Source organism: Synechococcus sp. KORDI-100, assembly GCF_000737535.1.
Taxonomy (GTDB): domain Bacteria; phylum Cyanobacteriota; class Cyanobacteriia; order PCC-6307; family Cyanobiaceae; genus Parasynechococcus.
In genome coordinates, this window is the sequence record NZ_CP006269.1 from 2,545,473 (window position 1) to 2,559,037 (window position 13,565).

At 55.0% G+C, this 13,565-nt stretch carries 8 protein-coding genes; 5 read left to right on the top strand and 3 right to left on the bottom strand.

All coding sequences use genetic code 11. From position 1 onward, the window contains the following. Window positions 1-32: 32 nt before the first annotated feature. Window positions 33-1,694, top strand: a complete 1,662-nt coding sequence (gene nadB, locus KR100_RS13170) for an L-aspartate oxidase (protein ID WP_038546919.1) — start codon at window positions 33-35, stop codon at window positions 1,692-1,694. A gap of 3 nt (window positions 1,695-1,697) precedes the next feature. Here nadB and KR100_RS13175 read toward each other — a convergent pair whose 3' ends face one another. After that, the gene (locus KR100_RS13175; RefSeq protein ID WP_038546922.1) at window positions 1,698-2,627 is read right to left on the bottom strand and encodes a vitamin K epoxide reductase family protein; all 930 of its coding nucleotides are present in this window, start codon (window positions 2,625-2,627) and stop codon (window positions 1,698-1,700) included. 86 nt (window positions 2,628-2,713) lie between these two features. Between KR100_RS13175 and rimO the strand changes: the two genes are divergently transcribed. After that, window positions 2,714-4,090, top strand: a complete 1,377-nt coding sequence (gene rimO / locus KR100_RS13180; protein WP_038546925.1) for a 30S ribosomal protein S12 methylthiotransferase RimO — start codon at window positions 2,714-2,716, stop codon at window positions 4,088-4,090. Continuing rightward, on the top strand, window positions 4,087-5,316 hold the full coding sequence (locus tag KR100_RS13185; RefSeq protein WP_038546927.1) for an MFS transporter: 1,230 nt from the start codon (window positions 4,087-4,089) through the stop codon (window positions 5,314-5,316). Before rimO ends, KR100_RS13185 begins: the two co-directional genes overlap by 4 nt. Here KR100_RS13185 and KR100_RS13190 read toward each other — a convergent pair. Further along, window positions 5,303-5,395: a hypothetical protein gene (locus tag KR100_RS13190; RefSeq protein ID WP_038546930.1), complete on the bottom strand. Its 93-nt coding sequence runs from the start codon at window positions 5,393-5,395 to the stop codon at window positions 5,303-5,305. The two genes, KR100_RS13185 and KR100_RS13190, sit on opposite strands and share 14 nt — an antisense overlap. A gap of 147 nt (window positions 5,396-5,542) precedes the next feature. Here KR100_RS13190 and KR100_RS13195 point away from each other — a divergent pair, with 147 nt between their 5' ends. Next, on the top strand, window positions 5,543-7,117 hold the full coding sequence (locus tag KR100_RS13195) for a B12-binding domain-containing radical SAM protein (protein ID WP_038548899.1): 1,575 nt from the start codon (window positions 5,543-5,545) through the stop codon (window positions 7,115-7,117). A 193-nt stretch (window positions 7,118-7,310) separates the two neighbouring features. Further along, window positions 7,311-7,535 (top strand): photosystem I reaction center subunit IV, encoded by a 225-nt coding sequence (locus KR100_RS13200; protein WP_038546933.1) that lies wholly within the window; start codon window positions 7,311-7,313, stop codon window positions 7,533-7,535. A gap of 167 nt (window positions 7,536-7,702) precedes the next feature. Here the strand turns inward: KR100_RS13200 and KR100_RS13205 are convergent, their stop codons facing one another. Next, the gene (locus KR100_RS13205; RefSeq protein WP_038546936.1) at window positions 7,703-13,486 is read right to left on the bottom strand and encodes a calcium-binding protein; all 5,784 of its coding nucleotides are present in this window, start codon (window positions 13,484-13,486) and stop codon (window positions 7,703-7,705) included. Window positions 13,487-13,565: the final 79 nt, after the last annotated feature.

Sequence of the window (13,565 nt, forward strand, 5' to 3'; positions counted from 1 at the left end):
AACCGTCGGCTTCCCGGCGGTTTTTTGTCGTGATGGACCAGCAGCGCACCACCGATTCGATTCCCCCCGGTCCCTGGGACGTTGTGGTGATTGGTGCGGGAGCGGCAGGGCTGATGAGCTGCCTGGAACTGCCGGCGGGCCTACGGATTCTTCTGCTGAACCGAAACACCGGACGCCGGTCCTCCAGCCGCTGGGCTCAAGGCGGAATCGCAGCGGTGACGCGCATTGAAGACAGTGCTCAAAGCCATGCGGACGACACCCTGCGCGCCGGGGCCGGTCTCTGTGATGGCGATGCGGTTCGGCTGCTGGTGAACGACGCCCCCTATCGGGTCGAGCAACTTCAGGCCATGGGGATGGCGTTCGACCGTGAGGGCAGCGCGCTGGCCACCACCCTGGAAGCGGCTCACAGCCATCACCGCGTGCTGCATGTCCAGGACCAAACAGGCAAGGCCCTGGTGGAGATCCTGCGGGACCAGGTGGAACAGCGGGCAGGACTGCTGCATCGACGCGGGGTGCGCGTCACAAAACTGTGGGTCGAACAGCAACGCTGCTGTGGCGTGCAGGTGCTCGATGGTGCACAGCTGCGCTGGATCCGTGCCCGAGCGGTGGTTCTGGCCAGCGGCGGCGGTGGCCATCTGTTCGCAAACACCACGAATCCTGCACAAGCCTGTGGTGAAGGGGTCGCCCTGGCCTGGCAAGCCGGTGCTGCCGTTGAGGATCTCGAATTCGTGCAGTTCCATCCAACGGCACTGCGACTGGTGGATGCACCCTGCTTTCTGATCTCAGAGGCGGTGCGTGGTGAAGGAGGCGTGCTCGTGGATGCGGCTGGAGAGAGCCCGGTTGCACATCTGCCGCAACGGGATCTGGCTCCCCGCGACCAGGTCAGCCGTGCCCTGGTTCACTCCATGCGACGTCAAGGGGTTCAGCAGATGTGGCTCGATTTCTCGCCGATCCATCGCCAACGGGCTGAAACCCGCTTCCCGACGATCCTGGATCGGTGCGGAGAGTTCGGTCTGAATCCACTGGAGCGGCCAATCCCCGTGGCCCCGGCAGCGCACTACTGGATGGGCGGTGTTGCCACGGATCTGCAGGCCGCCACAAGCTTGCCGGGGCTCTACGCCGTCGGAGAGGTGGCCTGCACGGGACTGCATGGAGCCAACCGTCTGGCCAGCAATTCGCTGATGGAATGCCTGGTGTTTGCCCACCGCATAGCTGATGTTCAGTTGGCACCATCCAGTCCTCCGATCACGGTCGAACAAACGCAGCTGTGCCGCACCGCGCTGCGCCATGGGGAAACAACGGCGGGCCTGATCGAGACGATTGAACAAATCCGTTGTCTCTGCTGGCGAGAAGCCGGCGTCAATCGTTCACATCAGGGGATGACGAACGCCTTGAAGCAGCTGTTGCGGGAGGATCGTCAGCTGGATGGACAACCACTGCTGCAGGAACTGGACCAGCTGCAACCGGGACAAGGCCTGCATTTTGAGGATGGTTCACGCCGGGATCTTAATCTGCTTCTGGATGTTCGCCACCGGCTGCTGGTGAGCCGGCTCATGCTCAAGGCCTGTCTGTTTCGCAGGGAGAGCCGTGGTGGCCACTTCCGGACTGATGCGCCCGCAGCGATGCCGGCCTGGCGTTGTCATACCCAGCAATCGCTTGAGGGAGGGGTTCGCACCCGCCCGGTCAGAGCCTGAACCTCAGAACTGCCGAGGGCCTTCGTAACCGCTGAGATCGGCGAGTTTGTCGAGAGGTTTCACCCCGGAATCGATTGCGCCGTTGATCTCCCAGCTGGGAAATCCCTCAAGGCCTTTGCTACGGCAGAGATCAACCTGGTTGTCCTGACCATCTGGGGCGCACTCAACCACTTTGAGGGCCTTCGCAGCCTCCTTGCCGAACAGCTCTTTCTGCTCATGGCAGTGGGGGCACCAGTAGGCGGAATACATCACGGCCCCGCTGGCGGTGAGATGGTCGGCCAGGGCCAGCTTGGCAGGATTGCTTTTCGTGGTGACCAGCGGGGGAGTGCCAGGGCCACCGGCCACAGCTTCAGGACGGTTTGGATCCAGCACCGACGCCCACACCAAACCTCCGATCAAAACGGCCAACGCCAGCAGGACGCCGCGGAAGATCAACTGACCTGGATCATCCCAGCCGCCACCGACCAGCGAGAGGATGAACAAGGCCAGCGACAAGGCGGCGGACAGCACACAGAAGAAACAGAAGGCCTGGATCTTGATCACCATCAGACCCACCAGCACACCGCTGAACACCGCCATTCCGAGGGAGACGGCAAACAGACCCCACCAGGTGCGACGGGAGAGGTCGGCCTTGCTTTCCTGCAGACCCGGAAGCAAAGGAAGCAACGCCATCAGCAGAACGGCGCCATAGGCCAGAACGCCGACCAGGGACAGTGGAATCGCATCACCCAGGCTTCCCCAGGGACTGTTGAGCACCTTGTCGCAGCCGTCTGCACCGATCGGGCAGTTGAGATCTACCAGCAGACCCCAGCGCTTGAGGGTGATCGACCCCGTATCGATGACCCCGATTGTGGCCAGGACCGCCATGGCGACCCTGACCCACTTGGAGCCGGAATCCTGGCGGCGACGACTGACGAGACGGGTAGTGCTCATCCTTGAGCTTCGAATGACCGAATTTTGGCAGTTCCGAGTGCGGCAGCACGTCTCCTTAGGGTGAGAACTGGTGTGTCGGTGTTGCGATGAAGATCAGCCCCAGCAAACCGACGGTCGCTTTCGCCCATCTGGGTTGCGAGAAGAACCGCGTCGACACCGAGCACATGGTGGGGCTGCTGGCTGAGGCCGGGTATGGCGTGAGCACCGATGAGGACAGCGCAGCTGTGGTGGTGGTGAACACCTGCAGCTTCATCCAGGACGCCCGCGAGGAATCGGTTCGCACCCTGGTCGGCCTGGCGGAACAGGGCAAGGAGCTGATCATCGCCGGCTGTCTGGCCCAACACTTTCAGGAGGAACTGCTCGACTCGATCCCCGAAGCGAAGGCGATCGTCGGCACCGGGGACTACCAGCACATCGTTGAGGTGCTGCAGCAGGTGGAGGCCGGCGAGCGGGTCAACCGGGTGAGCAAGGTGCCCACCTTCGTGGGTGACGAACATCTGGCGCGCCAGCGCACCACCCACCAGGCCGTGGCCTATCTGAAGGTGGCTGAGGGGTGTGATTACCGCTGCGCCTTCTGCATCATTCCGAAACTGCGGGGCGATCAGCGCAGCCGTCCGATCGAATCGATCGTGGCCGAAGCCCAGCAACTCGCTGATCAGGGGGTGCAGGAGCTGATCCTGATCAGCCAGATCACCACCAATTACGGCCTTGACCTCTACGGCAAACCGAAGCTGGCGGAGCTGCTGCGGGCACTTGGGGAGGTGGAGATTCCCTGGATCCGGGTGCATTACGCCTATCCCACCGGGCTGACCCGGGAGGTGCTGGCGGCCTACCGGGAGGTCCCCAACGTTCTGCCCTATCTGGATCTGCCGCTGCAGCACAGCCACCCTGAGGTGCTGCGGGCGATGAACCGGCCCTGGCAGGCCGATGTGAACGAGAGGCTGCTGGATCAGATCCGCGAACAGCTGCCCGATGCGGTGTTGCGAACCACCTTGATCGTGGGCTTCCCGGGGGAAACGGAGGAGCACTTCCAGCACCTCTGCCGGTTCCTTGAGCGTGAGCGTTTCGATCACGTGGGCGTGTTCACCTTCTCCCCTGAAGACGGAACGGCCGCAGCCGATCTTCCGAATCGAGTCGATCCAGCGGTGGCCCAGGCCCGAAAAGACGCCCTGATGGCCCTGCAGCAACCGATCTCAGCAGCCGCCAACCAACGCTGGCTGGGGCGCACGGTGGATGTGCTGATCGAGCAACACAACCCGCAAACCGGCGAGATGGTGGGACGTTGCACCCGCTTCGCCCCTGAGGTGGACGGAGAGGTTCACGTTCAAGCGGGAGATGACGGTCAGCAGGCGCGGCCAGGCACGATGGTGCCGGTGCGGATCACCGGGGCCGACATCTACGACCTGAGCGGACAGATTGTCGGTGCCCGGGCGATGGTGGCGGCAATCAGATCCGACGTTTGAGCGCCTTTCCCCTTCGCCTCGAACAGCAACGCAGGCTGTTCCTGGTGGTTTCCGGCATGAGCACCGCCGGATCCTTCGCTGGCATCACCGCCAAGGGCTGGATCCTGCTGCATGGCAGTGCCGATCCGTTCGTGCTGGCGTTGAATTTCGCTGCCTTGTCGCTGCCGAGCCTGCTTGTCAGCGGGCCAGCTGGGGTGCGCACCGATCGGCTGGGATGTGAACGCGTTCTGGTGCAGGCCCAGTGGGCACTCCTGGCGGCGGCGGCCCTGGGGGCACTCGCCATTCCGCTGCTGGAGGGGATGGCCCAGGTGCTGCTGCTGCTGTTCAGCACCCTGCTGGTGGGGATCGCCGGCGCCTTTGAACTGACGGCACGCAACAAGTACTGCTCACTGCTGGTGGATGAACCGGAACAGCTGGCGGGCTATCTGGCCAGCTTTTCGGTGGTGTTCAACGTGGGAAAACTGGTGGGTCCGCCCATTGGGGGCTGGCTGGTGGCCATCGCAGGGCCAGCCTGGGCCCTGGGGATCGATGCCGCTAGCTATCTGCTGCCGATTGCCAGCGTGATGTTCCTGCTCCAGCCGCGGAGGGATCTGGAACAACGCAGCGATGGCAAGGGTGGAGCCACCCTGCTGACGGCCTGGCGGGACTGCGGCGGCACCCTGCGAGGCGTGCTGACGCTGACCGCAGTGCTGTGCGTGGTGAATTTCTTCCATCCAGGCCTGGCACCCCTGATCGCTGAACAGGTTCTGGGACCCGACCCCCGGGATCTGGGACTGTTCACCAGCGTGCTCGCCGCCGGCAGCATCGCCGGTGGCGTGGTGCTGCAGCGCAACAGTGCGCGATTGAGCAGCCGTCCCTTTCGCACCCTGGGGGGGTTCGCACTGATCACCGCCGTCGCCCAGCTGGGGATGGCCAGCACATCCTCGGTGGGGATCAGCCTCATGATGACCTTTCTGATCGGTGCAGGAACCGCCGGGTTGCTGAGCAGCTGCAATCTGATCACCCAGATCGGAGCACCTCAGGTGATGCGTGGACGCATGGCGGGCCTGAGCCAGATCGCCTTCCTCGGCGGCGGCGGCCTGAGCGGCCTGCTGGCAGCACTGCTGGTGATGGCCACGAGCCTGTCAAGCACCTTCGCGATCACCGGCGGGATCGGGGCCGTGCTCGGGTTTCTCTGGATTGTTCGACGGGGGAATCGCCGCCTGGAGCCAATCAGATCAGTTTGATTCCCTTGAGCAGTTTGGTGAGCACAAAAGCGCTGACCAGGCCTGCACCGACCAGTCCGAGGTAGATACCAACGCCCATGTGCGAGTAAGGAGGTGACCACCATTAGACCAGAGATCGAACTAGTGCCTGGAAGTTGCGCTTAAGGTTCGTTAATTCGTGTCACCTGTCTCACAGGTGGATGCAAGCCGGGCCGTCCGGACCGTCCAATCGCTTCCGTCCGCCGAGATGCGCACTCTTTTCATTTATCCCGAATTCCCGAAAACCTTCTGGAGTTACGAGAAGATCCTCGAACTGGTGAACCGCAAGGTTCTGCTCCCTCCCCTGGGAATGTGCACCGTGGCAGCGCTGCTGCCCCAGGACTGGGAAATGAAGCTCGTTGACCGCAATGTACGTGAGGTGACGGACGCGGAGTGGGACTGGGCGGAGATGGTGATCATCTCCGGGATGATCGTTCAGAAGGACGACATGGCCGTGCAGATCGGCCGGGCCAAGCAACGCGGCCTGCCCGTGGCCGTCGGGGGGCCTTTTGCCAGCTCCACACCGGATGCACCGGAACTCGACGAAGCGGATTTCAAAATCCTGGATGAAGGGGAAATCACCCTGCCGATGTTCCTCGAAGCACTCGAGCGCGGCGAAACCAGTGGACGATTCACTGCTGAAGGCGACAAGCCGGATGTGACGGCAACGCCGATCCCCCGTTTTGATCTGCTGCAGCTGGACGCCTACGACTCGATGAGCGTTCAGTTCTCACGGGGTTGCCCGTTCAACTGCGAGTTCTGCGACATCATCGTTCTCTACGGCCGCAAACCCCGCACCAAGACTCCCGAGCAGCTGATCGCCGAGTTGCAGTCGCTCTACGACCTGGGCTGGAGGCGCTCCATCTTCCTGGTGGATGACAACTTCATCGGCAACAAGCGCAACGCCAAGCTGCTGCTACCCCAGATCCGCACCTGGCAGGAGGAGCGTGGTTATCCGTTCAGCTTCGCGACGGAAGCCTCGGTGGACCTCGCCGATGACGAGGAGATGATGCGAATGATGCACGACGCCCGTTTTGAAAGCGTCTTCCTCGGCATCGAAACCCCCGACGAATCCAGCCTCGAAACCGCCCGCAAGATTCAGAACACCCGCAATCCACTGGATGCAGCCGTGGACCGGATCACGGCCAACGGCATCCGGGTGATGGCCGGCTTCATCATCGGTTTCGACGGGGAGAAGGATGGTGCAGGCCATCGCATCGTTGATTTCGTGACCCGCACCGGCATTCCCGCCGCGATGATGGGCATGCTGCAGGCCCTGCCCAAGACGGCTCTCTGGGCACGACTGGAGCGGGAAGGCCGCCTGATCCAGGGGGAGGATGCCGCCAAGGGCGTGAACCAGACCAACCTGCTGAACTTCAAGCCCACCCGACCGATCCGCGACATCGCCAACGAATATGTGGAGGCGTTCTGCGCGCTCTACGAGCCCAACGCCTACATGGATCGGGTGTACAGCTACTACCTGAAGATGGGTGCTCCGCGCTGGAAAGCCGCCGCCAAACTGCCCACCCTGACGGACATCAAGGCTCTGAGCATCGTGATCTGGCGCCAGGGCATTAAAAGAGACACCCGCGGTCGCTTCTGGCGCTATATGGTAGGGATGGCTCGCCAGAATCCTGCACTGCTGGAGCAGTTCCTGGTGGTTCTGGCCCACAACGAGCATTTCCTGGAATACCGCTCAATCGTGCAGCGGGAGATCCGCGAGCAGCTGGAATCGCTGCCACCGGAAGAACCCACGGCAACCAAGGAACTTCAGACCGCGTAGACAAGGGTTCGGCTTCAGTCAAGCGAATTCATCAATCAGCCCTAACCCGCTCAAGCAGCGGTTTGGATCAGCCGTTTCACACGACCGAGCGCAGTGGACCGCGTTTGTTGTTGATCTGATACGCGCATGTCCATCATTCCTGACTGAATCCGTTCTGGGAGCTGCTCAGACTTGAATCAATTGACTGGCAACGATGACCGCGATTGTGAAAGGGTCAAAGGTTCGCATCAAACGCAAAGAGTCCTACTGGTACAACGAAGTGGGCGTTGTTGCCTCTCGCGAAAAAGAACCCACCAAGTCGCGCTACCCCATCACCGTTCGATTTGAAAAATGCAACTATTACGGCCTGCAAGGAGTTGATGGTGGAAACACCACCAATAACTTCAGCGAGAAAGAGCTGGAATTGGTGACGGCTTAACAGCTCAGGGGCACAACAGACACGAAGCCCGGGCAATACCTAAAGTCTTGCTGAGAAGTGTCCGTCAGCTCACGAATCGTCTGATCAATGGCATCAATCAACGGATTCAAAGTCTATCCAGCCAATAAAAAATGAAGGCTATCCAAGCTAAATCCTTTGCTCAGCTGCTAGATCACCTCAACCTGTGCCACTGGAACAACCGATAAATTATCAGGGAAGGAGGAAAGGAAATCACTTTTTTGTACATTCAGAAGAAGAGTATTAACGCCGTATAAACCCGTAATTCTCAAGTCAGATCCTTCCTGGGTCATCTGCAAGTCGATGGCTCTTGCCAAGCCAATGCCATCCTCAGCCACATTGAAATCGGTAATGACATCAACGTCCCCAGATGATTCCCTCGACAACAGGAACACGTCCTGGCCTGGACCTCCAGTCATCATGTCGTTCTGATAACCCCCATAGAGCAGATCGTTCCCGGAACCGCCCTTTAGAACATCGTCACCCCAACGACCCAGCAACACATCAGTCCCACTGCCACCACTCAACGTATCGCTATCGCCGCCTCCGTAAAGGTAATCATTTCCCTGTTTACCTGTTAACTGATCTCTGCCTCCCTTGCCTCTGAACTTATCGGTACCCTTTGTGCCTTTCATTGTTTGGCTTGCACGCCCACCGGATGTGAATTGATCGAATCCTTCCGAGTCGGGATTCTGCTCAACGGTGACAATACGCAAGCGATTGTCGTCAGCGGAGATGCCATCGAGGAGCTGATCATCCAATGTGGACTCATCAGCGCTTGAGCCGGACTCGCCGGGGAACTCTCCAACGACGGAGGCTTCACTCTGATCATCTGGCGAACCAGGATTACTCAAATCTGGGAAAACGGGCTCTGGTTCAAACTCAGGAATTGGATCGGGGTCAGGCCCAGGCTCGGGTTCGGGTTCTGGTTCGGGTTCTGGAGGCAGGATTTCAGGAAGCGTTCCAATGCCGTAGAGAATTGTGGTGTGTTCTTCTTGCAAATCACCAAAGGAATAGGTCAGAACTGTGGAGGGTTTTGTTTCACCCTCGTATGTATATTCAATGACTTCTGGATTTACTGAATCCCAGAGAGGATTCAAATTGCCATCAGATTCGCGCAGAATATTTCTGCCACCAAAACCAAAGTCAACAACTAAATTAGCTCCTTTAGAAAGAACGAAGATATCCTCACCTTCGCCACCAATCAATGTGTCGTCTCCGGTTCCTCCATCAAGAGTGTCATCACCAACGCCACCATCGAGGGAGTCATCGTGCCCCATCCCCCGCAAGGAATCACTTCCCACACCACCAAAAATACTGTCGTTATGGTCATTACCATCTAATCGATCGTCACCAATTCCTCCCTTAATCAAATCACCTTGAGCACCACCAACAATAAAATCGTCGCCAGCTCCACCATCAAGGCTATCTGCACCATTCTCACCAAACAGTGAGTCGAGGCCTGCGCCACCAGACAGTGTGTCATTACCGTCAAGCCCGTGGACTTCCGCCTTGCCACGATCCAACTTCCAATCCTTCGTTTTAACTTTGTTCCAGTCTGGATAGATGACTTGAATTTCGTCACCTTTATCACCCCCCTCATTCATCCCATAAAAGAGAACCTTGGTGCGATCGGAGGTTTTCTCTGGGCTGACGTGAATAATACGACCAGATCGTCCAAATTCCTCTCTAGAAAGTCCTGTATTTGCAGAAAGATCTAGCTGCCATACCAAGTTTTCCGCGCCATTGGGTGTATATCTGACATTTTCACCACCGAGCAAAATTGGAGACTCATCATCGAGCACATATCGATAACTCTTTGAACTGGGAACACGATTATTCGGTTCGACAATCAGCAAGTAATCTCCTTTCTCTTGAATGTTGAAATCTAAAATTTCATTCTCGCCTAAGGCATCAGGACTATGGATTGACAAACCAAACGTCTCGGAACTCTCATCTTTATCAATTTTGGTTGACTTAATCAGGAAACGGTCCCTTCCTCCACCTCCAGAATAAATATCATCTCCTGCACCACCATGTAAATAATCCTCACCTGAAGGAGTACTACCATCAACATCTCCATAAAGTTCATCATTCCCGCCTGAACCATATAGAACATCATCACCATCGCCACCATTCAGTATGTCGTCACCTCCGTGACCATGAATCCTGTCGTCTCCTGATTCTCCATCGATCTCGTCGTTTCCTCCTTGCCCAAACAATTTGTCGTGATCATCACCTCCAAAGAGGAGATCTCCTAACTTGCCCCCATATATCGTGTCGTTACCTAACCAGCCCTGATATGAATATTTTTTATCGGAACTCGCCTGATCAAGAATCGAGGAAGGTGCATACATCAAATCATCACCATCTCCAAGAGCAACTGAATATCGCGACCATGGTTCATCGTCTGCTGCATCTTGGCCCAGAGCTTCTTCGGAACTGATCAAATTAAGAAGTGAAGTACCGCGAAGATCAAAGTAGTTACCTTTGTCTGTACCAAGTAGCTTTCGCGGGTTGTCCTGTTCACTGAGATCAATCAGTTCAATTCCATTCACATTGGGTTCAACTTTTACATTTTCGTTATCTGTTCCGTCTGTTCCGTCAAAATCAAACAGAGGATTATCTGCATTCATCGTTATCACATTGGAGACCACACCATTCAACTGCAAGTGCTGATTGTCCTCAGAGGCGTTTAGCAAAATATCGATTTCTGGTGTTTTCACGTAAACTGGTTGGTTCGTCACAGAATCCTTCACTGATTTGCCTTTTTTATTCAGCTTTTGCTCTTGCTTGAAACCATCACCTCCCCAAATAACATCATTGACTCCCTGGTCTCCCTGCACCTTGATGACATCTTCTCCCTTTAAAGCAAAGATTGCATCTTTTTGACTGCCACCATCAATCGTATCGTTTTGAGTGGACCCATAAATCACATCTTCACCGTCGCCGCCATTGATCGAATAAGCAGGTAAGTCGAAGAGTTCAAAGTTTTTCGGCGTGCCTACTGGATTGAGAAGAGCGTCGTAATAAAAGGCATACGGATTGTCGTTTGCAATCGCCCTGATGTCTTCCGAAGCTGTAAGACCTTGAATAGAGACAATATTTTCGTTGACACTATATTGATACTCATCAGCATTCTTTACGGGATTGAGAGACTGTTCAGGAACGATCAATGGATCAATAGGAAATCCCGAGACATCCTGCTGTGTTGTTGTTGTATCAAGATCTGTGACAGCTAATAACTGATCAGAAGGCAATAAATCTTCCTGCTCAGCCGTCAAGATTGGATCAATCAACGTTAAGGTCCGCTCAGCATCGTCTTCGATCGGAGTCTTGTAATTGATCACAATACGTTCTTCATTCCCATCAATGCCATCAATAATTATGCGTTCATCACTGATCGACTGCAAGACATAACCATTTTTGACGATACGATCAATAGTTCCGTCGAAGCCGCGAATGGTGTCGTGGCCGCCCATTAAGATCAGATGATTCCTATAAGTCTCACCATCACTATGTTCATATGAGGCACTGTCCGACGTCCAATCAAATTCAAATAAATTGCCGGAAGTATTTTCCGCCGGAAGGTGACCTAGGTATTCTTTAGCAACAAGTGTATTGCGATTATCATGAGCGACTCTTTGAATACCATTTCTCGTCAGCAGTTCAGAAACATTTACACCGTCTTTCCCTTGAATCGTGAAGCCCCAGTCATCACCCTGGAAAATTATCTCACCATTATCGAATGAGACACTATATTCATTACTGTATCCATATTCAATCGGTAATTGAACACGATCATCACCATTCCCAAAATCTTCGATGATCGTATTTGTAGCCATCCGTGCTGATGTTGCAGCAAGTTCATCAGAGGCCCCTCCCCAAGCCTGAATCAAGAACGTATCTTTACCTTCACCACCATTCAAGGTTTCTTGATCAACACCACTTCCGTTACTTAATAAGTCGTCTCCAGATTCGCCAAATAGATGGTCATCATCACCCTGCCCATAAAGAAAATCATTTCCTACACCTCCTTCCAATTTATCATTACCACGACCTCCTTTGAGTTGATCATTGTCCTCTTCACCTTTAATCTCATCTGAATCGTGACTACCAATCAAAATATCGTTACCTGCCTGTCCTTCGATGTTGACTCCTCTAGGAGACAGCTGATTATCTAATGCGTTATCAGAACTCGAACCGAACTCATCGAGCTCATCATTACCATTGAACGTGTTATTAGCTTCAGTACCCTTAATGATTAAACGCCCTTCATCATCAACAGTAGAAGCAGCTTGAGCAACCATGCGCCCAGCGCGATTGATATACAACAAGTTTTCAGCAGTGAGCTCACCTTTTTGGATACCAGTAAACAACGTAGTGTGTTCAATCGTGTCGTCATCCGGATCCACCAAATGAACCAGTAAACCTTGATCGGTATTTTCTGTTTCGTATTCCTGCCCAATCAGCAGTGCAACGCGATCGCGTTCCTTGTTGAAACCGTCAATCGTGTCGTTACCACGGGAAATGATGTACACATCACTATCGCCGCCACCACTCAGCCAGTCATCACCGCGACCACCAAGCAGGGTATCAACACCTTCGCCACCCTCAAGGATGTCGTCTCCCTCCTCACCACTGAGTTGATCATTCCCACCACGACCAGCAATCACATCATCACGTTTCGTCCCGATCAGCCGGCCCTTACCTGATTCCTCTACTACCCCATCATCATCAACACGTTCATAATCACTGTCATTGGATCCCTTTATCACACCCTTGATATCACCAGCTTCGGAGTAGGGAACTTCAAGATCACCAGACTTGATCAGAATGTTGTGGGCTTGAAGCTCACCTTTACCAATCCCTAGGATTAATGTACTGCTCTTGGGATCATCAGTCTTTGGATTCTCGTCGTCTTCGAAAAGATTGATTAATAATCCCTGGCCACGTTCGTCGTCAATCTCTTCACTGGCATATTTCTGACCTTTGAGAACAAGGAGTCTATCCTGGTCAAGGCTGAATCCTTCAATCGTATCGTTCCCGCGAGTCAGAACATACGTATCGCCGCCTTCGCCGCCAATCAATAGGTCATTGCCCCGGCGTCCGATCATGCGATCATCGCCAGCTCCCCCAATAAGTGTGTCATCACCATCTCCTCCATCAAGCGTGTCATCACCATCGCTTGCTTCAACAGTGTCGTTACCAGCCAGCGCATCAATCTTTAATGGTTCATCAGTTGCCTCTTCAGGGAAAAACTGATCATCGTCATCCTTGAGAACAATTTCAGTTACAACGGGCTTAATGGCTACAAGCGAAAGGATCAACTCCTGAAGTTGTTGCTCAAAGGCCTCACGACTCAATCCCTCTAAGACCCGGGAACTGCCATCTTCAAGAAGAATGACCAAGTCATCTCCATCCTGAATGAGGTCAAATTCCTGACCGTCCGGAAGAATAATTCTGTCGCCGTCTTCAGGGTTGAAGTCCTTGATGACATCACTACCCAAACTCAGATCAAACAAATCTGCACCTTCACCACCGACGAAAGTGTCATCTCCCAGACCTCCAATCAATGTGTCGTCACCCTGTCCACCATCCAGCGAATCGTCCCCTTTACCACCGTCCACTTCATCCGAACCATTGCCTGCATCGATCAGATCCGCACCCATCCCGCCATCAATATCGTCTCGACCATCCTCACCGGAGATCTCATCAGAAGCATCACCGCCATCGGATTCAATACCATCATCGTTGGTGGGGGTTTCACCAGATTCTTGTGAATCCTCGGTTGGCGGATCATCTCCTGCCTGATCTACCGGCTCAGGAGCAGCAGTTTGCTCGTCTTCGTTGCGTAAGGGGCCACGACTGCGCCCTGTAATCGGATGAACTTTCTTTTTTAAGATTTGACTAAGGAAATTTTGTACAACCATGACAATCAACTGAAGCAGCGCTGTTAATCGTATGAAAACACGTGTTGGAAATCAAGATTTTCTGTTCAACGGCGATCAG

Bases quoted from the DNA above. Each gene is read 5' to 3' on its own strand.
- KR100_RS13195 (WP_038548899.1), top strand. From the start codon at position 5,543: ATGCGCACTCTTTTCATTTATCCCGAATTCCCGAAAACCTTCTGGAGT.
- KR100_RS13200 (WP_038546933.1), top strand. From the start codon at position 7,311: ATGACCGCGATTGTGAAAGGGTCAAAGGTTCGCATCAAACGCAAAGAG.
- KR100_RS13190 (WP_038546930.1), bottom strand. From the start codon at position 5,395: ATGGGCGTTGGTATCTACCTCGGACTGGTCGGTGCAGGCCTGGTCAGC.
- rimO (WP_038546925.1), top strand. From the start codon at position 2,714: ATGAAGATCAGCCCCAGCAAACCGACGGTCGCTTTCGCCCATCTGGGT.
- nadB (WP_038546919.1), top strand. From the start codon at position 33: ATGGACCAGCAGCGCACCACCGATTCGATTCCCCCCGGTCCCTGGGAC.
- KR100_RS13205 (WP_038546936.1), bottom strand. From the start codon at position 13,486: ATGGTTGTACAAAATTTCCTTAGTCAAATCTTAAAAAAGAAAGTTCAT.
- KR100_RS13175 (WP_038546922.1), bottom strand. From the start codon at position 2,627: ATGAGCACTACCCGTCTCGTCAGTCGTCGCCGCCAGGATTCCGGCTCC.